Raw genomic sequence first — 23,840 nt, 5'->3', positions numbered from 1 at the left:
CTATGAAGAAATTTACACCATTGCTTTTTTATTTAAGTGTTTTTTTTATGGCAGTCACCTATTATTTGACTTCTATAGGAAAAGCTGAAGTTTATCCCTTTTACTCATGGAAATTATTCTCTAAGCCATTTGGATCAACAACAGAAGATAAAATATTTAGGATCTATGGATTGGAAAATAAACGCCTTGTGCTTATTATGAATTTTGATCAAGAGGCCTATGATGGAAATACAAAATTCAGCATCATAAATCTTTATGGGAAAAATATCAAAATGAATATTGATAAAGAGCAAAATCTTAAGAAATTGCGGAATTTTGCAAAAATTACCGCACCACAATTTTCAAAATATATTCTTGTCGAGGAAAGCTTTAATTTTCAAAAAATTAATGAGGAAAAAATTAAAATAAATCAAGAAATTATAACGGAATTTTGATGGATTATAAAAAACTTACAGTATTCAATTACCAGATTGCTTATTATGCGTTTAGGTTGTTTACTTTATATTGGATTTGGGAACAAATTTGTTGCTATAAAATCTATTCGCAGCGATTACCGGAGTTTTATAATCCAAAGGTTTGGATTCAACTTATGATGTTTCCGAGTTTTCCATCGGCATTTTACTTTGGTGGACTTTGTTTATTACTTTGTTTATTCTTGATCTGGAGCTTATTTCAGCAGAAATATTGGATCAACATACTCATCTTTGTTTTTATTTTTTTGGTAAATCTTCCAATTGCAGGTTATCATGGAATGGGGCATCATAGTCATATTGTGGTTTTATTTTATTTTTTCTCGATGTTTTTACTGCCAAAAGAACTGAATGAAAGTGATTATAAATTCGTACAGTATTTGAATTTAGGAATTCTTATAACTTACTCGTTAGCTGGAATGTATAAATTTATTTCAATGACAAAAGACATAGTTTCCGGTTCACCTGATTTATCTTGGTACGAAAGAAATGCTGCCCGAATCAATACAGAATATAACTATTATATTATTGATCGAATGTTACCTCAATGGATGATTGATTTCTATGAATATGAAAATTTGTGGATTGTTTTAACTTTATTAGGTATTCTGTTTCAGACTACTTGTTTTCTGGGGGCTTTCAATAGAAAATTTCTGACTTTTGCAATGGTATTTATCGTATCATTTCATTTGTATACAAAGTTTTTTGTTTTTGCAGATTGGAAAAGTACTATCTATGGTGTGGTGTTTATGTTTTTGCCCTATCACTGGTTTTATACTTTTTTGACGAATAAGTTAAGATTTTCAACACTGTAAATTTCTTAAAATCTAAATTCTTTTTTTTGTGTCTTTATTCGAAGATTTAAATGTTGCTGCTGCGTCATTAATCTTTAGGTGTAAACTCAAAAAGAAATTGATAAATTCGATTATAAACTTTCGGAAGAAAAATTGTAGGAAATGAAAGTCCATTTTACAAAGTTGTGAAAAAGTTTAAATAAATTTTAGGAGCTATGAAGGTTGAAATTTATTTAAAAAAAATTTGGAGTCAATGCCGCAAGCGGAAAAACTGCTCCAATTCTGATTTGATTAAATGGGAAATATTTAATTCCGTATTGGTACTGCAAAAAGTACGTATTTTTCTTACCTTTTAAATTAAGTTTTGTTGCCAGAACAATCGGTCTGTCCCCGTAGTCATCAGCCCTTTTGATCCAACCGCTGTAACCGGAAATAGTGTTTTCCCAGGATAGGTTTTTCTTTTTCAAAATTACTTTTAAACCGTACATCACGGCGTCATCCTGCACATTGTTATTGGGAGTCTGTACATCCCAGGAGTAAAATCCAGCATTGGCAACCAAACGGATTTCATTGAGGAAACCACGTACTATAAAGCTTTTGCCAATTTCGGTGTCAAAATAGTAGCCGGCAGTATTAAAGAATCTTCTGTTAATAAAATCACTTCCTGACGCAGTTTTTAAGGTAGCGTTGAATATGACCGCAATTTTATGTTCTTTTTCGTTGAAAAGCGCTATTCTGGTTTGCAGATAAAAATCACCCGACGCTAAACCTGAATTTCTGCTCATCATTCTCCGTTCTTTAACAGCATCAGTCACCGTGTAATATTCGATAGGAACGATCCACAGCTTTACAGATATTTTTTCAGGGAGTAAGGGGATTTCTACTTTTAATAATTGATCAGCTGTCTGGTCTCCATAGCCAAAATAATAGTCGCAATACACAGAGAATTCAGTGTTTTTTGGAATGGTAGCACTCGTGAAATCCGGTACAGGATTGGCGTTTGGACCAAAATAATTGGTCGTGTGGTTGATCAGCGTCTGCGACGGAATGCAACAGGGAAATAGAAACAAAATAATTAGAAATGCTGAGTAAAGATAATTTTTCCACATTGCTGATTTAGTTTAAATTATTTTGAATCGCTTACTCTATCTCACTCTTATTCGAAGTTAATAAAATAATTCCAGGCTGCTACAAAAACACCTGCGGTCTCTGTGCGTAATCTTTGGTTCCCAAGCGAAACTGCTTTTACTCCTTTTTCAGCTAAAATTTTAATCTCATTAGGAGAAAAATCACCTTCGGGACCAATGAGAAAAGTGATGTTCTTCTGCGCGTTAATCTGTTTTAAATCAGTTCGTTCCAGGTTTTCGTCGCAGTGGGCTACAAAAGTGGTTTCAGGATTAATGTCTTTGATAAAGTCAGAAAACTTTGTCAAATCATTCACTTTGGGAAAATGAAAGCGCAGACTTTGTTTTGAAGCTGCAATCGTTTGTTTTCGCAACTTATCAATATTCAGGTTTTTACGTTCTGTTTTTTCGGTTTGCAATAAAGTGATTTCTGCAATTCCCATTTCTGTCGCTTTTTCAACAAAGAATTCGATGCGGTCGATATTTTTCGTCGGCGCAATTGCGATGTGAAGTTGCGTCGGGAAATTAGGAAGATGCTCCTGAATTTCTTGTACGTCGAGCGACACTTTTTTTCCTTCAAATAAAAGAGTTCCTTTTGCGAGATTTCCTTTGCCATCGGTCAACGCAATCTCTTCCCCGGATCTCATCCGCAAAACTTTTACGATATGCGTTTGTTCTTCTCCGTTGATTTTGACTTCGGGAACTACCTCTCCAAAAAAAAGTTTCATAATTTATTCTTTATTATATCTTTCAACACTTAACATTTCAAGCACCCAACATCCATCACCCAACAATTACTTAAACCCCTCCTCCTCAATATCATATCTTGCCGTGGCAGAAACTGATAAATCGGTAAATTCGCCACGGTCAAATTTTAACTTGGCGACCATTGCAATCATCGCAGCATTATCCGTGGTATATTCAAATTTCGGGATGTAAATATTCCATCCTAATTTCTCGGCGTTTTTCTGCATCGCTTCCCGTAAAGCGGAATTGGCGGAGACGCCACCGGCAATAGCAACTTCTCTGATATTAAGTTCTTCGGCCGCTTTTTCTAATTTATCCATTAAAATTTCAACGAGGGTCTGCTGTACAGAAGCACATAAATCGTTGAGGTTTTCTTTAATGAAATCTGGGTTTTTACGAACTTCTTTCTGGATGAAATAAAGCACAGAAGTTTTAATTCCACTAAAAGAATAATTGTAATTTTCTATCCGTGGTTTATTGAATTTAAACGAATTTCCATCGCCGTTTTTTGATAATCTGTCAATTATTGGTCCCGCAGGATAATCTAAACCGAAAATTTTACCGATTTTATCGAAAGCTTCACCAGCAGCATCATCAATGGTTTTTCCGATAATTTCCATATCGAAATAATCTCTGACCACCACGATCATGGTATGCCCTCCGGAAACGGTGAGACAGAGGAAAGGGAATTTCGGTGGCTGGGGATTTGCATCATCGATAAAATGAGCTAAAATATGCGCCTGGAGATGATTCACCTCAATTAAAGGAATATTTAAACTCATTGCTAATGATTTAGCGAAAGAAGTTCCGACCAAAAGAGATCCTAAAAGTCCAGGCCCTCTTGTAAAACCGACCGCAGAAATATCTTTTTGTTGTATATTTGCTTTATCGACTGCTTTTCGGACAACCGGGATAATGTTTTGTTGATGCGCACGAGACGCCAATTCCGGAACCACACCACCATATTCGTTGTGGATTTCCTGATTGGCAGCGATGTTGGAGAGGATGATATTCCCTTTGAGAACGGCAGCAGAAGTGTCGTCGCAGGAAGATTCAATCCCTAAAATTATTGAGTCACTCATAACAATGGCAAATTTAGAGAATAATAACGATAAAGAAAACAAAAAATCAATTGCAGAAAACATTGGGGATTCTGTGCAGAAAGGCGTGGAAAATGTTCAGGATTCTGTAAAAGAAACAGTGAAAGGTGCAGCGGATCTTGCTTCTGATGCCATCAATCATCCTGTAGAAACGGCCAAGGAATTTGGTGAGCAAGCCGCAAAAGATGTTATAAGTTATAAATGGTGGGCAAAATTACTGCTCGTCATGTTTTGGACTTTTCTTTTTCTGGTTTTTTCTTTTATTGTCATTGTGAGTTTGCCTGCAACCAAAAACTGGGCAGCGCAAAAAGTAATTATCAAACTTAATAAAGATTTGAATGCGAACATGTCTTTTGAAAGTGTGGATGTGAGTTATTTTGGTGATATCTACATTCATAATGTGGCGGTGAAAGATTACAAAAACTTTCAGTTTTTAAAAGCAAAAGAAATGTATGCTGATTCCGACTGGTTTTCAATTATCAGTGACTCCCGGAATTTACAGTTTCAGTCCTTATCTTTAGATGAACTTGATCTTAAAGTAATTACTTACAAAGGTGACAGCATATCTAATTTTATCCGTTTTGTAGATTTATTTAATGGTCCCGCTCCTGCGGTGCCGAGAGAGCCTTTTCAATTAAAATCACGGGTTTATATTACCAACTCAAAAATTTCCATTATTAATCAAAATACAGAGGGTGAGGCTGGGAAATGGCTTGATGCCCAAAATGTAAATCTTGTGATTCCGGAACTAACGGTGCTTGGTTCAGAGGTTTCTGCCCAAATTAACAATATGCGGTTTACCACCGAAAGATGGGGTAAAAAACATTTTGTAGATACGTTTTCTACCGAGTTTTCTTTAAAACATGACTTTCTTTTACTCAAAGATTTAACGCTTAATACCGATCATTCCTTGCTTCAGGGTGATGTTAAATTTAATCTCAATGACGGATCCTGGCAAGATTTCACTAATAAAGTCCGGTGGGATTTGAATCTTCAGCAGGGTAGTCAGATCAGTGGTTATGATATCAGTTATTTTGTGACCGACTGGGATAATTATAAACCCATCAATATTTCCGGAAAAATGGCCGGCCCATTAAATAAATTTACGCTCAATAATTTCCTGATTAGAAATCCACAGGTCAATATTAAGACCAAAACAATGAACGTAACCCATATTTTGCAGGATAATTTTCAGATTGAAACCAATACGCTTTCTACCGATTTTACCTATAAAGATTTAAAGGCGATGATGCCCACTTTCATTTCTTCAAAGATGAAAAATTTCGCCGATGATTTTGGAAGAATAAAATATGACGGTGCAGCGCGGGTAACTCCCAAACAGGTTTTTGTTCCGAACGCAAAATTGATTACCGGAATCGGACAGGCAAAAATCACCAATTTTTATTTAGAAGATTACAGTACAGATTTACCAAAATACCGTGGTTTTGCTGAAGTCAATGATTTGAATTCTTCCGTCATTACCAAAAGTAAAGAAGTGGGTTTAATCAGTGGAAAGTTTAATGTTGATGGGAGAAGTTTTGATGTCAACACGATGGTTTTGAGAACAAAATCGCAGATCTCGAAAATTGAAATTACCGATAAAGTCATTAATAATGTTTATTTAGAAGGGATTCTCGATCATAAAAAATACAACGGAATCATTAATGTAAATGACGATCAGGCAAAAGCCACTATAAAAGGACTCATCGATTTCAGTACTTCAAAACTTATTGCCGATGTCAATGCGAGTGTGGATTATTTAAACCTCAATTATTTTACGGGTACAAAAGGAACTCAGGCTGTGAGCGGCGTGGTTAATGGAAAGATATCGATGACCAATATTAACGATTTAACTTTAGATGCTAATCTGCAAAATGTGAAGTTTGCGGCGAACAATCAAAAGTTTACGATTCCTAATGCCGACGTAAAAGCGTTTTTCGAAAATGGAAACCGGATTGTTTCTGTAGACGCACCGGGGGCGGTCAAAGGAAAGATCGATGGGAAATTTAATCTGGGCGATTTAGCCGGAATGGTTGAAAATGGTTTCGGGAAAATATTGGTAGGCCCGCCGCCGCGAAAATTATACCGTGGGCAAAACTTTGCGATGAATTTTGAAGTCAGACAGGATCTTGTCAATTATTTTATGCCTGAACTTCATCTCCCGAAAGGCGCGACTGTTGATGGTTCTTATGACGGCAATTCAAATAATTTAATTCTGAATGTAGATGCTGAGGTGTTGAAATATGTGATGACCAAAAAAGAAGAAATCACAGAGGCTGATAAAGCACTTGCCAAAGCAAATCCCGCATATAAGGTAAATGAAAGAGACCAGATTTCAAAAGACAGCGCGATGATTGATCAGTTGACGGTCAGAATAAACACAGCGAATTTAGAGGAACAGATTTTCGCAAAAATAAACCGGATAGAATACAATCAAAATATTCTGAAAGACATTACTTTAAGCGGTACCAATGAAAGGAATCAAGTCCTGCATATTGCGGCTAACTTTAAACTCGGTTCTCCCGAAGAGGAAGTGAAACAGGAACTGAAAGAATATACCATCAATCTTAACCAAAGTACCAACAGCCAGGGCGATTTTGTTTTCCGCTTCGAGCCCACTACGGTTAAATTTAATGATATTGCGTGGAGTGTAGATACCGATCCGGCCTTCGATCACTCGATTACTTACCGGAAAAAAACGGGTGATTTCTTTATTCAAAATCTAAGGCTTTATTCAGATAAAAGCGAGCTGTTTTTAAAAGAATCCATTTTTAAATCAGCGAAGGATTTCTCCGCAGAGGGCGAAATTCGGAATGTAGATGTCGCGAAAGTATTTGCTTTGATTAAGAACAAAAACGACATGGATGTCAAGGGAATTGCCAACGGCACATTTGATATTAAAATGAATAAAAATAATCTCGAGCCACTCATAAATATTGCCATTACAGACATTTTCATGAACGGTAATGAAATGGGGAAAATAGAGATTCTTACGAAAAACAGTCCCATTCCAAATGTATTTGATGTGGATGCGAAAGTGATATCCAGTGGGATGTTAGGAGATAATAATCTTCATTTAACAGGCACCATTAATAACAATACTGCTTCGCCATCACTTGATCTGGTGGCCAGAATGAATGATTTTGATCTGGCGTTTGCACAACAATTTGTAGAAGGAGTATTTTCTAATATTCGGGGGAAAGCTTCTGGTGATCTGCGCATTGCCGGGCAGCTCAATGATATGGATTATAGTGGGGATATCGTGCTGAAAAAATTCGGGTTGAAACTAGATTTTACGGGTGTTGATTATTCCTTTGACGATACCGTAGTTTCCTTATCAAGAGGCTTGGCTATTTTGAATGATATTGGGGTGAAGGACGGTAGAACCAATTCCCGCGGTACAATTTCCGGGGCGATTCAGTTTGAGACTTTATCTTCAATGGGAGTCAACTTAGTGATGCGTGCGGATAATCTTTTGTTGCTGAATACCACTCAAAAAGATTACGATTTATTTTGGGGAAGAGTTTATGGTAACGGAACTATCTATGTAGACGGACCTGTTACCGGACTAAATATTTCTACGCCCGAAATGCGTGCGCTTAACAATTCAGTCTTTACATTTAATTCCAATTCAACCTCCAATGTAGAAGAGTTTAAAATGCTGCGTTTTTTGAAAAGAGACGAGACCGGTGCGGTCACCACAGAAAAAAAGAAAAAATCCGGAGCCAATATGAATGTCGATTTCAACCTGGAAGTCGATAAAGGAACAACAGTAAATGTATTAGTAGGAAATGATATTGGTGATATAACGGTCCGGGGAAATTCCGAAAGGCTGCGGTTTACCATGAGCAGAACGGGAGCGATCTCGATGAACGGAAATTATATCGTGGATAATGGAACCTTTGTTTCCAAAGCAATCCTGAGCCGGACTTTTCAGATTGCGAAAGGAAGCTCCATCCGGTGGGACGGCAATGCGATGGCACCGCAATTAGACATTAATGCCACTTATCTGCGAACCGTAACCAACGCCGGACAATATCTGAATCTGGGAACTTTACAACCCATTAATATTGTGCTTTCTACAAAAATATCCCAAACGCTTAATAATCCGAAAATAGAACTTGGTGTCTCTGCACAGGATGTTTCCAGCAGTGTGAAAGAAACTCTTGCCCAAAAAATGAGTAACGAGGACGAAAAAATCATCCAGTTTGGGTCGGTTTTGGTTTTAAACAGTTTCAACAACACCAATTCAGGATTTGACGTTAACATCGGGAATTTTGCTGAAAGTTCCGGGTATAATATGTTATTTAAGCAGTTAGGTTCCGTTTTAAATACAATCAGTAATGAGTTTCAAGTCGATTTGAATTACCTGAAAGGTGACGCCTCCTCCAATACCGGAGACCGGGCCAACGCAAGTTTAAGTTTTGCCCTCTCGCCGAGAACGACTGTTAAAACCGGTTTAGGAATTCCTATTTCAAAATCCGAAACTGCAAGCAGTGATTATCTTTCCGGAGAAGGAATTGTAGAGTACGACTGGTCAAAGAAAAATGACGGCACCCGATTACTGCGTGCTTATTCAAAACCTACCAATATTGGACTCAACGGAACGGAGGCAGCCAATGCCGGCGCTAACCAAAGTTACGGAATAGGGGTGGTGTACAGTAAAAGTTTCAATACAATATTTAAAAGAAAGAAAAATAACAAAAATCAAAAGCCCGATTTGCCTGAAAATAAAATAGATTCTACTAAAAAGAAGTCTGAAAATTAAGAATGTTTATGTAAAAGCGGTCATTTAGTTAAAATTTATTAATGTTTGATATAATTTTCGTGTATTCATATTTTTTTGTAATTTTGCAAAAAATTTGACATACTATTAATAAATATATAAAATCAATATAATGAATTATCAACTCGACGAAATAGACAAGAAAATTCTGGACTTTTTAGTTGAAAATACCAGAATGCCCTTTACAGAAATTGCAAAACAAATGGATGTTTCTGCAGGGACCATCCACGTACGTGTAAAAAAAATGGAAGACGCAGGAATTATCTTAGGCTCTTCACTGAACATTGATTACTCGAAATTAGATTACCACTTTACCGCTTTTATCGGAATCCTTTTGACCAAGTCAAACAGAACCCAGGAAGTTTTAAAAGAACTGGCCACCATTCCAAATGTTATAGAAGCAAGTGTAATTTCTGGGAAATACAATATCTTCTGCAAAGTAAAAGCAAAAAATACAGAGGATGCCAAAAGAATTATATATCAGATAGACGACATCCAGGATGTGATGAGAACGGAAAGTATGATTTCTATGGAAGAACATATCTCCGATAAAAATAGATTGATCCGGGCTGTTTCGATATAAACACTGATTTATATCAACAATAACTAAAACTTTTGATTTCTTATCAAAAGTTTTTTTATTTTTACCATTATGAATAATAATTTTGAAGGTGAAAGTCCAAAGAAAAATTTCGGATTTGTTTTAGCATTGGCTGCGCTGATGCTTTTCTCGCTCATGGGCGCGGGAATCGACCTGGATGAGTTTACACAACGTCAGGAAATCAATATTCCGCTCGGATATTTTTATTTTATATTTTTAATCGACCTGCTGATGGTTATTTCAGTGGTATTTATCTTTTTCTACAAAAAGATCGCTGCCTATGTTTTTCCCGCCGCAGTCGTAACGCATTTTATGGCGCATAATTTCTTTCTGTCTACTTTTCTCTATACCGATGTGACCAATATGTTTCTCTACACCAGTCTGGGGCTCTTTGTGATCATTCCGAAATGGCAGTTTTTTAAATAATAGTATTATAACAGATGTTTTCCAAAGCCTGCGAATACGCGATCAAAGCAACGATTTATATTGCCCAGCAAAGCAATCAGGAGCGGCGTGCCAATGTAAAAGAAGTTGCCAAAGCAGTAAATGCACCCGAAGCTTTTACCGCTAAAATTCTGCAGCAACTTTGCCGTGAAAACATTGTGGAATCCATTCGCGGGAAGCAGGGTGGTTTTATTTTTCCGGTGGAACGGCAAAAACAAATCAAAATTTTCGATGTTGTTCAGTTGATCGACGGCGACGGAATTTTTACCAACTGCGGACTGGGACTGCATAAATGTTCCTCAGAAAATCCCTGTCCCGTTCACGACGATTTCAAAGAAGTACGGAATGGTTTGGTAGCCATGGTACAGAAATATTCTTTTTACGATTTGGCTATAAAAACCGAAACCGGTCTGGTTTGGCTGAAATAATTTTCCCTTTAAACTTTATTTAAATTTTATCAAAAATAGGATTTATAATTTTAGTATTTTTAATTAAGATAATTTTGTCCGAATTAAAATATTGTGTACATTTGTATCATAATATTAAATAAGACATCATGTTAACGAAAGAAAAAACCATCGGCGAACTGGTAGCAGAAGATTTCAGAGCAGCACAGATATTCCGCAAATATAAAATCGATTTTTGCTGCAAAGGAAACCGAACCGTAGAAGAAGCGTGCGAGAACAAAAAATACCGGGCAGAAGATATTTATAATGAATTGGCAAATGTTGCAAATCTAAAATCGGGCGATATCGATTTTAATTCCTGGCCACTGGATTTATTGGCAGATTATGTGGAGAAAACCCATCACCGTTATGTAGAAGAAAACTCCACCGTACTCATTCAATATTTAAATAAACTGTGCAAAGTTCATGGCGACAGACATCCGGAATTATTTGAAATCGCAAAATTATTCACAGAAAGCGCTCACGAATTGGCAGCACACATGAAAAAAGAAGAATTAATTCTTTTCCCTTTCATTAAAAAAATGGTGAACGCAAAACAAACAGGCGAACCGCTGGCAAGTCCCAATTTTGGAACCGTAGAAAGTCCCGTGGCGATGATGAAACATGAGCATACCGTAGAAGGTGAGCGGTTTGTGAAAATTGCGGACTTAACCAATAATTATCAATTCCCCGCAGATGCCTGTGGAACGTATCAGGTCACTTATAAAATGCTTGAGGATTTTGAAAAAGATCTGCATACCCACATTCATTTAGAAAACAATATTCTTTTTCCAAAAGCAATCGCTTTAGAGAAAACATTCTAAATTTTAATTTTCTGTTTTTTTACTGAAATCCACTTCATTTTGATGAGGTGGATTTCTATTTAGAATTAAGGGATTTTCCGATTTTTTAAAAGTAAAAAGATCAGAACAATCAAAATGAAAATTTAGTTTTTGTATTCTTTTGAGCAACTATTGATCTGCATTAAACTTTTGTCTCTTTTGAGGAAAAAAAAGGTTTAATACATTATCTCTAAATTTTCGAACTCAGATAAAAGTCGTACGTATAAACATTATACGGAAGAAGTTTTTTCGCAAACTGATGAGAAATAAAGCAGCAAACCAAAATAGGAACAAACAAAACATAGCCGTCCGGAAGAAGATTGCAGATTAAAACCACCGAAGTAAAAGGGGCATACAAAGAGGCCGATAAAGTAACCGCCGCACCGAGCAGCGCAAAATTAACCGGAATTAAATTCATCCCGAAATAATTGTTTCCAATGAAGGCCACCATTAATCCCAAAAAAGCACCGGCTACGATACTGGGCGCGAAAACGCCTCCGTCTCCGCCAGCTCCCAAAGTTAAGGAGGAAGCTAATGGTTTCAGAACCGCCACCGCAAGAAGAAATAAAACCGGGATGCTGGAAACCGTTAAGGACTGATCCAGAATTTCCCGCAATCCGTGATAACTGTCTCCATATAAAGTGGGGAAAAAGAAAATCAATGTTCCGACCGCGATGGCTCCCAGATTCACCCGAATAAAATTATTCGAAATAGTGCTGAAAATCTTTTTCATTCTCGTGACCAACAGCGTAAAGTAAACAGAAAGTATTCCGCCTAAAATACTTAAAACTAAAAAGAAAGGGATTGCTTCATAATTCCAGTTCTGCGCTTTTACAGAAAGTATGGTTTCAGAATCGAATAATTCAATAAATAACCAGCTGAGCAAAGCTGAAACGGTGCACGAAATAACCAGTGACTTTCTTGTTTTTCGCGCAATTACTTCCAGCGCAAATAGAAATCCGGCAAGCGGGCTGGTGAATAAAACCGCAACTCCCGCGACCACTCCCGCACAGATTAATTCCCGTTTATACATCCGCGCCGAGAATTCTTTTTCGTAAGCGTAATTCCCAATAGTCGCTGTGGCAACCACCGTAGAAACTTCAACTCCGGTAGAACCGCCGAAAATGACAGTCAGGAATCCATTCACAAAATGTGACGGAATTTTAAATAGAGGCAGATGGTCTTTCCGCTGATCAAGTGTTTTGTAAATCTCTGTGATTCCTTTATTCTTTCTGTTTTTGAAAAGATATTTTCTTAAAAAGTAGATGGCGGTAATTCCGACTGACGGTAAGATAATAAAGAGCGGTGCATATTGATGACGGATAAAATCAAAAAAATAATGTTCGAAAAATTCGGTGCTGTGTTTGAGAGCAAAAGCCAATATGGCACTTGCCAATCCTACCGTTAATGATGAAACGATGAGCCGGAAATAATGCTGGGTGACGATTTTTTTTCTTTCCAAGGGATTCCTTTAAAATGAATGAAAATAAAGTGAATTTGCTTTGATTTCAATTTTTTCTGTAAAAACGAAAGTGAGAAAAAGCAAAATTTAACACTGCAAATTTAACGAAACTTTTGTGAAAACAGGATTCCGGCGAAATCGGCATTGATTTTAAGCGGAAGATTTACTTTAAAATGAAAAGTAAACTTCCGACACTCACGGTCACCCAAAGAACAATGGCAAGAAACAGAGGTTTCCAACTTATTGTTTTCAGGGTTTGAACAGAGATGGTAGTACCGATAAAAAATAAAGTTAAATTCAATCCTGATTTTGCGGCGACCGTTGCAACTTTGCTGAAACCATCGAAAACAGGGAAGTAGGTATTAAGGATAATCGCTGCGATGAAATAGCCGATAAACCAGGGAATCTTCACTTTTGCACCTTTGGTTTTAAAAAATACCATCGTTAAAAGTGACATCGGAATAATCCATAAAGCTCTTGAAAGTTTTACCGTGGTTGCGGTTTTCAAAGCGATATCTCCATATTTATTGGCTGCCCCAACGACAGAACTTGTATCGTGGATTCCAATCGCGCACCATAATCCGAACTGTTCCTGAGTCATGTGAAGCAGATGTCCGAGTGCGGGATAAATAAACAGCGCGACCGAATTAAGCGTGAAAACAACTGCCAGGGCCAATGATATTTGTTTCGTACTCGGTTTGATAATCGGTGAAACCGCAGCAATCGCACTTCCGCCACAAATAGCCGTTCCCACGGAAATTAAATAAGATAAAGGTTTTTCTAATTTTAATAATTTTCCCAGAAAGTAGCCGAGAATCATGACCGTAGAAATACTCATCACCGTTAAAGTGATTCCTTCTTTTCCGGCCTGCAGCGCTTCATCCAATTTGAGTCCGAATCCTAAACCTACAATCGATATCTGCAGTAACAGATGAATGTATTTGTGAAGATACTGTTCATAAGGATTCCCGATAATAATGGTAAAAGCGATTCCCAAAGCCAGTGCAACCGGTGAAGAAGCGAAGGGTGAGATACAGAAAATGGCTAAAACGAAAAACAGGAGTTTTTGTAAAAGAACTTTATTAATAGTTTTCATCTGATGATTTTATTTTCAGATGCAAAGGTCTGTTATTTGTTATTCAAAAATAAATCACATTTTGTTTTTGACTATAACTTTTAATTATAACTAATGAATTTTAGAAAGAGATGGATGAGTTCTGACTGTTCGCCTTTCAGCGTGATAAAGTGAAAATTCCTTTCAATAGTGAAGTTCTTAATATCGATGATACTGAGTTGCTCATTTTTAAGTTCCTGCAAAACCGTGCTGACGGAAAGAAACGCCATCGCTTCAGAATGCAGCAAATAATTTTTAATGCTTTCGCTGCTTCCCAACTGCATCACCGTTGTTAAAAGTTTGAGGTCGATCCCGTTTTGTTGCAGCTGATTTTGAATGAACTCCTGTGTTCCCGAACCTTGCTCGCGAAATATCCAATCGATTGTATAGAGATCATTCAGTTTCAACGTTTTATTTGCCAAAGGGTGACCGGCTTTACAAACCAGTACAATTTCATCTGGTTTGAAAATCTGATAATCAAAAAAAGAAGACTGCGAAGCACCTTCTACGATACCCAAATCGATCTGCCCGTTTTTCAGCAAAGTCGAAATGTCTTCGGAATTGCGCGTCACCAGTTCGATGTCGATTTCTTTATAATAGGAATGGAATTTTGCCAGAATTTCCGGTAAAATATATTGTGCAATCGTGGTGCTCGCGCCGATTTTCAGTTTGCCTTTTGCGTGTTTGTTAAGTTGAGAAATATCAAATTCCAGGTCACGGGAAAGGTTTCGGATTTTTTCGGCGTAGGACAGCAAAATCTTACCGCTTGCGGTCAGCTGAATCGAAGTGCCGTTTCGGTTGAATAATTTCGTGTTCAGTTGATTTTCTATTTCTTTGATATGTCTGGTCACCGCGGGTTGCGAAATGCTCAGTTCATTTGCGGCTTTTGTAAAGCTCAGGCGGTTCGCAACGGTGTGAAAAACTTTCAGTCGGTAATCAAACATTTTTGTAGCATTAAAGTAGGTTGTAAAAATGCGGTTTTTTAATTTTAAACACAAAAAGGGATCAAAGATAAATAAGAAGAATAAAGGTTTACAAAAAGTTTGCAACAGATAAAACCTTGCTTTTCTCAATCCTTTCAGACTTTTTATGAGATAATCAGTAAAAAGCTATTGTTGCTTTTGCGGTAAAAAAGATTCACACTATTTCTTTGAATATTATTCTTTCGTCAGCGCAGCACCTTTGTGTGCCGCGATATGATCGGTTTTGCTGCTTTTGATTTCATATTGCGGATCGTCTTCTGTGGCATGATGCGTATAACCTTTGTAATCAAAATCTTTGGTATGAACTTTAATAACAGTTCCCGAAACTCTTCCGGCTTCAGAATTCCAACTGACTTTATCTCCGATTTTAAATTTTGTTTTCATTTTTAAATTTTTACTTTAAACCCAAAATATTCATCATAAAACATTCAAAAAAATACCCTTTCACCTGTTCAAACGAAATCTAGACATGAATCAGGAACTTTCCTTTTCCAAACTTTGAATTATTAATTTTAGAATTGCTCTTTTATCTTTTGCGGTGAAATGAAAACTTTTCGTGGCATTCTAAATCAGTCTTTTTCCGAATAAAAAACCTTCTCGCCCACAACTCTTGCTGGAGAAGTATAAGGATGTTCCGTCGCTATCCCGACCGACATAATATGCAGAACTTCCCAACCTTTCGCTTTCAGATAATCCGAAACCATCGAACGGTGACAGCGCCACCAAACCGCTTCTGAACACATCATTGCCGTTGGTTTTCTTAAAGCTGATTTTTGTAATTCATCATCGCCGTTTTCAAAGGATTCGCTTTCCATATAATCGGCGTAAGCCTGAAAAGACTTATTGTTCCAGAGGATGTTTTTCGAAGTTGGCGAGACTTTTCGCCGCCCGCCTAAATTTTCAATATATAGATATTCAATTCCGTTTTCTTCCAGTGATTTTTTCAAATGATCCTGATTAAACTGCGGATATTTCCTGGAACCGGGTAATCTGCGGATGTCCGCCAAAACTTTAATTTTAAATGAAAGCAGCAGTTCCAGAAATTCTTCAATACTTCTGGTGGAGTGACCAATGGTATAAATAGTTGGTTTTTCCGGTGGTTTCATTTTAAAAATTAAAGAGGTTCTTTATTATTCATATCAAAATTAAATATTTTAAATGAAAGCATCCTTCATGTGCTGGTTAATTTTGAAATCCCGTCCAAAGGAGCGTAGAAATGTAATTATTAATGTGCCGCTGATTATTAATGGTATTTGGAAATTGAAATCATTTGCAAGCCAGTTGTAGCATTTCTGAATTTATCCTTAAATTTGAAATATGCAAAAAGTATTTTATCTCAAAACCTGTGGAACCTGTACCAAGATTTTAAAAATGTTCGACCTTTCCGGTTGGGAACTTCGTGAACTGAAAAGTGCACCGGTTACCGAAGAAGAACTGGCTCAAATGTATGCACATGCAAAATCTTATGAAGCGCTGTTCAGCAGAAGATCCACCCAAATAAAAGCCCGCAGTATCGATCTTAAATCTTTAAAAGAAGACGATTTTAAAAAATTAATTTTAGAACATTATTCGTTTTTGAAGCGACCGGTTTTCCTTACCGATCAGGAAGTTTTCGTAGGAAATGAGAAAAAGAATATTGAGAATTTAGAAGCGTTTTTCACCAATAAATAAAAAGATATGAGAAATTTTTTTACCGTTTTATTGATCAGTTCCTATTTTGGTTTTGGCGGATACATCGTCGCCAGCGAATATGGCCGGTCATGTAGTCCCAAAGGAAAATGTACCGCCTGCAAAAATTGTACAGGATGTAAAAACTGTGCGAAGAATGGCGGAACCTGCAGTGTCTGCAAATAAAAAAGTCTGAAAACTATTTTCAGACTTTTATCTATTTTTCGGAAGTAATTTTTAAACAAAAGGCGTTTTTACCACTTTCGCCGGAACATTCTTATTTCTGATCTGAATAAAAATATCCGAGCCTATTTTGTTGTGAGAGGTTGCCACGTACGCCAAACCGATTCCGATTCCTTTCATCGGGCTCATTGTTCCCGAAGTTACTTTCCCAATCTCATTTCCTTCAGCATCAACCACCAGATAATCGTGTCTTGGAATTGCTCTTTCCTGCATTTCAAAACCGACTAATTTTCTGGTAATCCCTTCTTCTTTTTGTTTTGCAAAACGCTCTTTGTCTACGAAATCTTTGTCGAATTTCGTAATCCAGCCCAATCCGGCTTCGAGCGGAGAAGTGGTATCGTCGATATCATTTCCGTATAAACAGAATCCTTTTTCCAAACGCAAAGTGTCTCTGGAAGCCAATCCGCACGGAAGGATTCCAAATTCTTCACCTGCTTCGATGATCGAGTCCCAAAGTTTTACGGCATCTTCGTTTTTAAAATAAATTTCAAAACCGCCGCTGCCCGTATAACCGGTATTCGAAATAATCACGTCGGCAACTCCCGCTACCGTTCCCACCGTAAAGTGATAATAAGCTATTTCTGAAAGGTTCACGTCGGTTAGTTTCTGCAAAGTTTCCGTGGCTTTTGGGCCCTGAATTGCCAACAAAGACATTTCATCCGAGGCATTGGTTAATTTTGCACCAAACTGCTCGTTATATTTCGAAATATGCGCCCAGTCTTTATCGATATTAGAGGCATTTACGACCACGAAATATTTTTCATCAGCCATTTTGTACACGATCAAATCGTCCACAATTCCGCCGTTTCCGTTGGGCAAACACGTGTATTGCGCTTTCCCGTTTTCCAGGGTATCTACATTATTGGTGCCTACATATTGCAGAAGATCCTTTGCTTTAGGGCCTTCAACAAAAAACTGACCCATGTGTGAGACATCAAAAACGCCCACTTTTTCGCGAACCGCAAAATGCTCCTGCGTTACACCGGTATATTGCACCGGCATTTCAAAACCTGCAAAAGGGACCATTTTCGCGCCCAGCGACACATGTTTATCAAATAAAGGAGTTCTTTTCATATTTTATTTTATTAATTTCTTTTTAAAAGGAGCACCACGATTTATATTTTTTAGAAAATCCGGTCCCGCTGTCCGCTGTATCCACTCACCACGGTCGTGGATTCGTGGGATGCCGCTTCCATCGGGGCTATAATTTATTTCAGTTTCTCTTATGAAGCGTTTTCGGCAGCCGGGTGGTTGAGTATTTGAGTGGTTGAGTTATTGAGTATTTGTATTTCAAATTTACTATTCACCTTTCACCATTGACTATTCATTAATTCACCATCTACAACCGATCCTTATATTCCCCCAGAATAATCTTAAACCATTCAGTGAAATTTTCCGGATTCGAGTGCATTTCCTGATCGAGTGCTTCCATTGTGATAAATCGAACTTCAGAAACTTCTTCTGCGTTCAAAGTAAAATCACCGTTATAAGTTCCGGTAAAAACATGGTCGAGTTCGTGTTCCCAGAGATTTCCGCCCACATCTGCTTTATAGATGAAATGAAATCTTGGAGTCAGTTCCATTCCTTCAATTCCCAATTCTTCTTTTAATCTGCGCTGTGCAGCTTCCAGATAGGTTTCATTCACTCTTGGGTGCGAGCAGACGGCATTCGTCCATTGATTGGGGGAGTGGTATTTTTCGGCGGCTCTTTTTTGCAAAAGGACTTCTCCCTGATCATTAAATAAAAAAACCGAAAAAGCCCGGTGTAAAATTCCGTTTTCGTGGGCCTGCATTTTATCCATTAATCCCAGAACTTCATCATTTTCTGAGATTAAAACTACTTGTTCTTCCATCTTCACAAAATTAACATTAATAAATCTATTGGAAAAATTTTTAACTCCAAATTAACCTTCATAAATGGAGAAGTTCAACAGTTTGTTCTAGCTGATATTTTTGAAAAAATGGATTTTTACGTGAGTTTTTTAATGTTGTCGAGCACTGTTACCAAAAGAAAAAGCCGGGGAGCATAACGATTAAGAAGATTTAATAGGCTGTAAATCAATGAAATTTTGTAATTTTGCACCTTAAATTTTTGATGATGGAACTGGAATATAAAAATCATTTGAGCCCAATGCTGAAAGGAGAGATGAAGAATTATTTAATTGATATCGATGGTACGGTTACCGATGATATTCCCAATGAAGAACCGGAAAGAATGATTACCGCCGAACCTTATCCGGATGCGTTGGAAACCATTAACAGATGGTACGGTCAAGGTCACATTATATGTTTCTTCACTTCCAGAACCGAAAATTTAAAACAGATTACCATCGACTGGCTCGATAAACACGGCTTCAAATATCACAGTGTTTTGTGTGGGAAACCACGCGGTGGAAATTACCACTGGATTGACAATCATATTGTAAAGGCAACAAGGTATAAAGGCAAGTTTACGGATATGGTAGAAAAAACAGAAACGATTGAAGTTTTTAATGATTAATAAATAGGATGAAGATATTAGCAAATGACGGTTTGGATCAGTCAGGAATTGATGCCCTGACAGAAAAAGGTTTTGAAGTAATTGTCTCTAAAGTTCCACAGGAATTTTTAGCAGATTTTATCAATGCGCATGAGATCAGAACCTTGTTGGTCCGCAGTGCAACCACAGTTAGAAAAGAATTAATTGATGCGTGCCCAAGCCTGGATATCATTGGTCGCGGTGGTGTCGGTATGGATAATATCGATGTTGATTATGCGCGCTCGAAAAATATTCATGTAATCAATACACCGGCAGCTTCGTCAGCGTCTGTGGCAGAATTGGTTTTTGCGCATTTGTTCAGTGGGGCAAGATTTTTACAGGATTCGAATCGAAAAATGCCTTTGGTTGGCGACACGCAATTTAATCAGTTAAAAAAATCATACGGGAAGGGAATTGAACTTCGCGGTAAAACCATTGGCATTGTGGGGATGGGAAGAATCGGCCAGGAGGTTGCCAGAATTGCTTTAGGACTTGGAATGCGTGTTGTAGCCGCTGACAATAATATCGGAAGAGCCAGCATTAAAGTTAAATTTTATAATAATCAGTTCATCAATGTTGATATCGAAACGGAACCGTTGGAAGATGTTTTGAAACACGCGGATTTTTTAACTCTTCATGTTCCGGCTCAAAAAGGCGGCAGCATGATTGGGGTAGAAGAAATAAATAAAATGAAAGACGGCGCGGTGATTGTGAATTGCAGCAGAGGTGGAGTGGTCGATGAGCACGCTCTTATCGGTGCTTTAAATTCAGGAAAAATTGCTTTCGCAGGATTAGATGTTTTCACGAATGAACCAACGCCTTCAAAAGAAATTCTGAACCATCCCAAAATTTCTCTGAGTCCGCACACAGGAGCATCTACCGTAGAAGCGCAGGACCGGATAGGGCTTTCTCTTGCCGAACAGATTTGCAGTATTTTACAGACTTATTAAGTGAGAAAAATAGACAAATAAAAAAGACGCATCAATCCATGCGTCTTTTTTATTAACAGCGAATACTATTATTTATTTTTTAGCAAATCTCTGATTTCTGCAAGTAACTGTTCTTGAGTAGGGCCGGCTGGAGCTGTTGCCGGAGCCGGTTTTTGCATTTTGTTGGCGCCTTTAATGATCAGGAACAAAACAATTGCAATACATAAAAAACTGATGACCGCCGACAGGAAATTTCCGTAAGTAACGCCATTCCAAGCCAGTTTTGAAATATTTTCTGCGCCAGCCGCTTTCAGTGCGGGATTCAGTAACAAGGGCGTAATTACATCTTCAACCAATGAAGAAACAATTTTCCCAAAAGCAGCTCCGATAATTACTGCGACTGCCAGATCTAATACATTTCCTTTAAATGCAAACTCTTTAAATTCCTGAACCATTCCCATAATTGTACGTTTTAATTGTTTAATAAGTAAAAATAAAGAATTATTTTAAAAAATGCGTGTTTAATTAGGAAAAAATGTTATTATTCTAAAAATATTGAGTAAAATGATGGTGTACTGAATATTTTAAGTAATTTTAGATAATGAAAATAATTCTTTAAAATGAAAATTTTTTCAGCCCCACAAATCAAAAAATGGGATTCGTTCAGCATTGAGAATCAAAGAATCTCTTCTCTGCAATTAATGGAAAGAGCGGCGCAGTCTTGTGTGAAATGGTTTCTCGAGAATTTTGAAAGTAAGAGTTCGTTCGCGGTTTTTTGCGGCTTCGGAAATAATGGCGGCGATGGTTTTGCGATTGCGAGATTATTGTATAGCAAAGGTTTTGATGTTACTGTTTTTACCGGAAAGAATGAAAAGTTTTCGGAAGATGCTTTGATTAATTTTCAACGGTGCAGTGATATTTCAGGAATTGAAATTCTGGATTTCGAAAAGGTCGGCAGTTTTGTCTTTAAAGACAATTCGGTCCTCATCGATGCGCTTTTCGGAATCGGGCTCAATCGAAATGTCGAAGGAGAAATCGCCGGTTTGATTGAGTTTTTAAATAAACTGCCTTTCCCCGGTATTTCAATCGATATTCCTTCCGGTTTAATGGCTGATGAAATGATCAGTGAAAATGCAGTTGTTTTTAAAGCAGATGAAACTTTGACATTTCAAACCTGGAAGAAATCAATGCTGCATCCGGAAACCGGAATTTTCTGTGGGAACATTCACCTGATGGATATTTTTTTGAGCGACGAGTTTACTTCTCAAGAAGAAACGGATGATTTTGTCATTGGCGAGAAATTGATTCACAAAGTTTATAAAATGAGAAATGAATTTTCGCATAAAGGAACTTACGGAAAAACAACCATCGCAGCGGGAAGTTTCGGCAAGATAGGAGCGTCCGTTTTAGCCACCAAAGCCGCCCTGAAATCGGGAAGTGGATTAACCTTTACACTGGCGCCAAAATGCGGTTATGAAATCCTGCAAACTAATTGCCCGGAAGCAATGTTTATTGATGGAGGTGAAAATAAGGTTGTTAATTTTGATTTTGAAGAAAATTCTGTAATCGGAATCGGTCCGGGTTTAGGAACTGATTCTGATACGCAAATTTCTTTTTTAAATTTTTTAGTTCGTATTTCAAAGCCCTTGGTTATCGATGCAGATGCTTTAAATATACTATCTAAAAATCCGGATGCCATAAAATTGATTCCTAAAAACTCAATTATCACTCCACATCCAAAAGAATTCGAGCGCCTTTTCGGAAAGACTGAAAACTCATTTGAACGGTTGAAACTTGCCCGACAGAAAGCAAAGGACCTGCAAATCTATATTGTGCTGAAAGATCATCATACTCAAATAATTACCCCAGAAAATAAAGTGTACTATAATATAACCGGCAATTCGGGCATGGCAAAAGGCGGAAGCGGTGATGCCCTGCTGGGGATTATCACTTCTCTTTTAGCTCAAAATTACACACCGGAAAATGCGGCGGTTTTTGGAGTTTGGCTTCACGGTAAAGCCGGTGATTTTGCTGCGGAAAAATTTTCAAAAGAAGCAATGCTGGCTTCAGATTTAATTGCGGAAATCGGAACGGTGTTTAACTATCTCAATTGAAAAATCCTTCCAATAAATTGAAAGGATTGATTTAAAAAAATGCTAAAAAAAGCTAGATGTATATCTGTCTTTAATCATCATCATAATTTTTTAACGCAAAGACGCAAAACTTCATTTACAAACAGGCTGTTTTTCTCACTTTTTTAAGGCGCAAAGGCGTTACACTTAACAACGGCGCTGAATGAAATTTTTTTCTGCTACTAAATACGGATATACATTAAAAACTATTCCGGTTTTTCATTCTGTTCTTCGGTAATCACATTGTTTTTCGAATACCACATAATCACGAAACCAGCGATCATAAATGGAATTGAAAGCACCTGTCCCGTATTTAATCCGGCGATGTGAATAAATTCGTCACCTTGAGGTTCTTTCAGAAATTCTACGAAAAAGCGAATGGCCCAAAGGAGAATAAAGAAAAGTCCAAAAAGCCAACCTTGATGGTATTTTTTTCTGGTGTACCGGTATAAAATCCACAATAAGATGAAAAGCAGGAAATAGCCGGCTGCTTCAAACAGTTGCGTTGGATACCGAGGAACAATCGCTCCGTATTCAGAACTTTGCTGTGGGAACAAAATGGCGAACGGTGAGTTTTCCGGTGCCGGTTTTCCGATGATTTCAGAATTGAAAAAATTTCCCATTCTTACGAAAGCACCGCCCAGAGCAACAGGAATCCCGATTCTATCATACACCCAGAAAGGGTTCTTTTTGATGATTTTAATACTGTAATATAACGTTGTGAAAATCAAAGCGATGGTCGCTCCATGACTTGCCAATCCGGAAAATCCGGTAAATTCAAGATGAGGTTTTGTACGGATCGGTAAAAAAACCGACCAGAAATCTTGTTTAAAAAGTTCAGGCTGATAAAAAATAACATGTCCCAATCTTGCTCCCAATATGGTTCCGATTAAAGTCCAGGTGAAAAGAGGTTCTACATATTTTAGGTTGACATTGTCGATCTTGTAGATTTTGGTCATCAGCATATAGCCTAAACCAAAAGCCAAAATAAACATTAAACTGTAGTAATGAAGGGTCACCGGCCCTAAAGGAATTCCTGTGGACGGATCCCAGGTCGAGTATAAAAAAGTCAGCATATTATTGAATTCAAAAATTTAAAATGATAATTAATGTTTGCATTTTGGTGGAACAGGATCATGACCTTCTCCGCCCCAAGGGTGACATCTTGCAATCCTTTTTGTGCCTAACCATAAGCCTTTAACCGGGCCGTGAACTTTCAGCGCTTCTACCATATAGTGAGAGCAGGTGGGTTCGTAACGACAGTTTTTTGGCAATAACGGAGAGATGAACCACTGATAAATTTTTATCAGGACAACCAAAGGAAATGTGATGATTTTGTTGAACATTGCCTTGCAAAAATAGCGAAATAGTTTAAATTTGCTTTAAGTTTGTGGTGAAAGTTGCTAATCTACATGTTGTTTATTTTTCCGCTCTTTAA

The 23,840-nt window shown here is 37.5% G+C and carries 25 protein-coding genes; 12 read left to right on the top strand and 13 right to left on the bottom strand.

The genetic code is table 11. From position 1 onward, the window contains the following. Positions 1-2 precede the first annotated feature (2 nt). Positions 3-434, top strand: coding sequence for a hypothetical protein (locus tag NBC122_RS00440; RefSeq protein WP_133438490.1), 432 nt, complete (start codon positions 3-5; stop codon positions 432-434). Next, a complete protein-coding gene (locus tag NBC122_RS00435) occupies positions 434-1,285 on the top strand; it encodes a hypothetical protein (RefSeq protein WP_133438489.1) in 852 nt (283 codons plus the stop codon). The genes NBC122_RS00440 and NBC122_RS00435 overlap by 1 nt, the downstream gene beginning before the upstream one ends. 212 nt (positions 1,286-1,497) lie before the next feature. Here NBC122_RS00435 and NBC122_RS00430 read toward each other — a convergent pair whose 3' ends face one another. The 3 genes from NBC122_RS00430 to tsaD form a co-directional block, all read right to left on the bottom strand. Beyond that, entirely contained in the window at positions 1,498-2,373 is an 876-nt protein-coding gene (locus tag NBC122_RS00430; RefSeq protein ID WP_133438488.1) for a hypothetical protein, read from the bottom strand. Between the two features lie 47 nt (positions 2,374-2,420). Continuing rightward, positions 2,421-3,116, bottom strand: a complete 696-nt coding sequence (locus NBC122_RS00425; RefSeq protein ID WP_133438487.1) for an RsmE family RNA methyltransferase — start codon at positions 3,114-3,116, stop codon at positions 2,421-2,423. A 66-nt stretch (positions 3,117-3,182) separates the two neighbouring features. Further along, a complete protein-coding gene (gene tsaD / locus NBC122_RS00420; RefSeq protein ID WP_133438486.1) occupies positions 3,183-4,217 on the bottom strand; it encodes a tRNA (adenosine(37)-N6)-threonylcarbamoyltransferase complex transferase subunit TsaD in 1,035 nt (344 codons plus the stop codon). A 4-nt stretch (positions 4,218-4,221) separates the two neighbouring features. Between tsaD and NBC122_RS00415 the strand changes: the two genes are divergently transcribed. The 5 genes from NBC122_RS00415 to ric all read left to right on the top strand — a co-directional run bounded on the left by NBC122_RS00415 (position 4,222) and on the right by ric (position 11,336). Next, positions 4,222-9,003: a translocation/assembly module TamB domain-containing protein gene (locus NBC122_RS00415; protein ID WP_133438485.1), complete on the top strand. Its 4,782-nt coding sequence runs from the start codon at positions 4,222-4,224 to the stop codon at positions 9,001-9,003. A 130-nt stretch (positions 9,004-9,133) separates the two neighbouring features. Beyond that, positions 9,134-9,604, top strand: a complete 471-nt coding sequence (locus NBC122_RS00410) for an Lrp/AsnC family transcriptional regulator (protein WP_133438484.1) — start codon at positions 9,134-9,136, stop codon at positions 9,602-9,604. Between the two features lie 69 nt (positions 9,605-9,673). Continuing rightward, a complete protein-coding gene (locus tag NBC122_RS00405; protein ID WP_246012406.1) occupies positions 9,674-10,048 on the top strand; it encodes a hypothetical protein in 375 nt (124 codons plus the stop codon). 14 nt (positions 10,049-10,062) lie between these two features. Beyond that, positions 10,063-10,494, top strand: a complete 432-nt coding sequence (locus NBC122_RS00400) for an RrF2 family transcriptional regulator (RefSeq protein WP_133438482.1) — start codon at positions 10,063-10,065, stop codon at positions 10,492-10,494. A gap of 128 nt (positions 10,495-10,622) precedes the next feature. After that, the gene (ric, locus tag NBC122_RS00395; protein WP_133438481.1) at positions 10,623-11,336 is read left to right on the top strand and encodes an iron-sulfur cluster repair di-iron protein; all 714 of its coding nucleotides are present in this window, start codon (positions 10,623-10,625) and stop codon (positions 11,334-11,336) included. Positions 11,337-11,544: 208 nt separating this feature from the next. On the opposite strand, the gene NBC122_RS00390 is transcribed toward ric, so the two are convergent. The 5 genes from NBC122_RS00390 to NBC122_RS00370 form a co-directional block, all read right to left on the bottom strand. Beyond that, a complete protein-coding gene (locus NBC122_RS00390; protein ID WP_133438480.1) occupies positions 11,545-12,816 on the bottom strand; it encodes a chloride channel protein in 1,272 nt (423 codons plus the stop codon). A 163-nt stretch (positions 12,817-12,979) separates the two neighbouring features. Further along, positions 12,980-13,912, bottom strand: coding sequence for a YeiH family protein (locus NBC122_RS00385; RefSeq protein ID WP_133438479.1), 933 nt, complete (start codon positions 13,910-13,912; stop codon positions 12,980-12,982). A gap of 80 nt (positions 13,913-13,992) precedes the next feature. Next, positions 13,993-14,874 carry a LysR family transcriptional regulator gene (locus NBC122_RS00380; protein WP_133438478.1) on the bottom strand — a complete coding sequence of 294 codons (882 nt, stop codon included), beginning with the start codon at positions 14,872-14,874 and terminating at the stop codon, positions 13,993-13,995. A 213-nt stretch (positions 14,875-15,087) separates the two neighbouring features. Further along, positions 15,088-15,297 carry a hypervirulence associated TUDOR domain-containing protein gene (locus NBC122_RS00375; protein ID WP_133438477.1) on the bottom strand — a complete coding sequence of 70 codons (210 nt, stop codon included), beginning with the start codon at positions 15,295-15,297 and terminating at the stop codon, positions 15,088-15,090. Positions 15,298-15,482: 185 nt separating this feature from the next. Continuing rightward, entirely contained in the window at positions 15,483-16,019 is a 537-nt protein-coding gene (locus NBC122_RS00370) for a DUF488 domain-containing protein (RefSeq protein WP_133438476.1), read from the bottom strand. A gap of 211 nt (positions 16,020-16,230) precedes the next feature. Between NBC122_RS00370 and NBC122_RS00365 the strand changes: the two genes are divergently transcribed. Together NBC122_RS00365 and NBC122_RS14285 are read left to right on the top strand one after the other, a co-directional pair. Further along, positions 16,231-16,584: an arsenate reductase family protein gene (locus NBC122_RS00365; RefSeq protein WP_133438475.1), complete on the top strand. Its 354-nt coding sequence runs from the start codon at positions 16,231-16,233 to the stop codon at positions 16,582-16,584. A gap of 6 nt (positions 16,585-16,590) precedes the next feature. Further along, complete coding sequence (locus NBC122_RS14285) at positions 16,591-16,767, top strand: hypothetical protein (protein WP_165983169.1); 177 nt, start codon at positions 16,591-16,593, stop codon at positions 16,765-16,767. Between the two features lie 51 nt (positions 16,768-16,818). Here NBC122_RS14285 and gcvT read toward each other — a convergent pair whose 3' ends face one another. Beyond that, positions 16,819-17,898, bottom strand: a complete 1,080-nt coding sequence (gene gcvT, locus NBC122_RS00360) for a glycine cleavage system aminomethyltransferase GcvT (RefSeq protein WP_133438474.1) — start codon at positions 17,896-17,898, stop codon at positions 16,819-16,821. Between the two features lie 265 nt (positions 17,899-18,163). Further along, a complete protein-coding gene (gene idi / locus NBC122_RS00355) occupies positions 18,164-18,676 on the bottom strand; it encodes an isopentenyl-diphosphate Delta-isomerase (protein ID WP_133438473.1) in 513 nt (170 codons plus the stop codon). Positions 18,677-18,921: 245 nt separating this feature from the next. Here idi and NBC122_RS00350 point away from each other — a divergent pair, with 245 nt between their 5' ends. Both NBC122_RS00350 and NBC122_RS00345 read left to right on the top strand, forming a co-directional pair. Then, positions 18,922-19,323 carry an LNS2 domain-containing protein gene (locus NBC122_RS00350; protein ID WP_133441020.1) on the top strand — a complete coding sequence of 134 codons (402 nt, stop codon included), beginning with the start codon at positions 18,922-18,924 and terminating at the stop codon, positions 19,321-19,323. A gap of 8 nt (positions 19,324-19,331) precedes the next feature. Further along, the gene (locus NBC122_RS00345) at positions 19,332-20,291 is read left to right on the top strand and encodes a D-2-hydroxyacid dehydrogenase (RefSeq protein WP_133438472.1); all 960 of its coding nucleotides are present in this window, start codon (positions 19,332-19,334) and stop codon (positions 20,289-20,291) included. Between the two features lie 68 nt (positions 20,292-20,359). Here NBC122_RS00345 and mscL read toward each other — a convergent pair whose 3' ends face one another. Further along, positions 20,360-20,731, bottom strand: a complete 372-nt coding sequence (mscL, locus tag NBC122_RS00340; RefSeq protein WP_133438471.1) for a large conductance mechanosensitive channel protein MscL — start codon at positions 20,729-20,731, stop codon at positions 20,360-20,362. Between the two features lie 159 nt (positions 20,732-20,890). Here mscL and NBC122_RS00335 point away from each other — a divergent pair, with 159 nt between their 5' ends. After that, complete coding sequence (locus NBC122_RS00335; RefSeq protein WP_133438470.1) at positions 20,891-22,384, top strand: NAD(P)H-hydrate dehydratase; 1,494 nt, start codon at positions 20,891-20,893, stop codon at positions 22,382-22,384. Between the two features lie 224 nt (positions 22,385-22,608). Here the strand turns inward: NBC122_RS00335 and lgt are convergent, their stop codons facing one another. Together lgt and yidD are read right to left on the bottom strand one after the other, a co-directional pair. Further along, positions 22,609-23,478: a prolipoprotein diacylglyceryl transferase gene (gene lgt, locus NBC122_RS00330; RefSeq protein WP_133438469.1), complete on the bottom strand. Its 870-nt coding sequence runs from the start codon at positions 23,476-23,478 to the stop codon at positions 22,609-22,611. 30 nt (positions 23,479-23,508) lie between these two features. Beyond that, positions 23,509-23,748 (bottom strand): membrane protein insertion efficiency factor YidD, encoded by a 240-nt coding sequence (gene yidD / locus NBC122_RS00325; RefSeq protein WP_133438468.1) that lies wholly within the window; start codon positions 23,746-23,748, stop codon positions 23,509-23,511. Positions 23,749-23,840: the final 92 nt, after the last annotated feature.

Source organism: Chryseobacterium salivictor, assembly GCF_004359195.1.
Lineage (GTDB): Bacteria > Bacteroidota > Bacteroidia > Flavobacteriales > Weeksellaceae > Kaistella > Kaistella salivictor.
The sequence above is the reverse complement of the archived record's forward strand: the minus strand, read 5'-3'. Positions and strand labels throughout refer to the sequence as shown.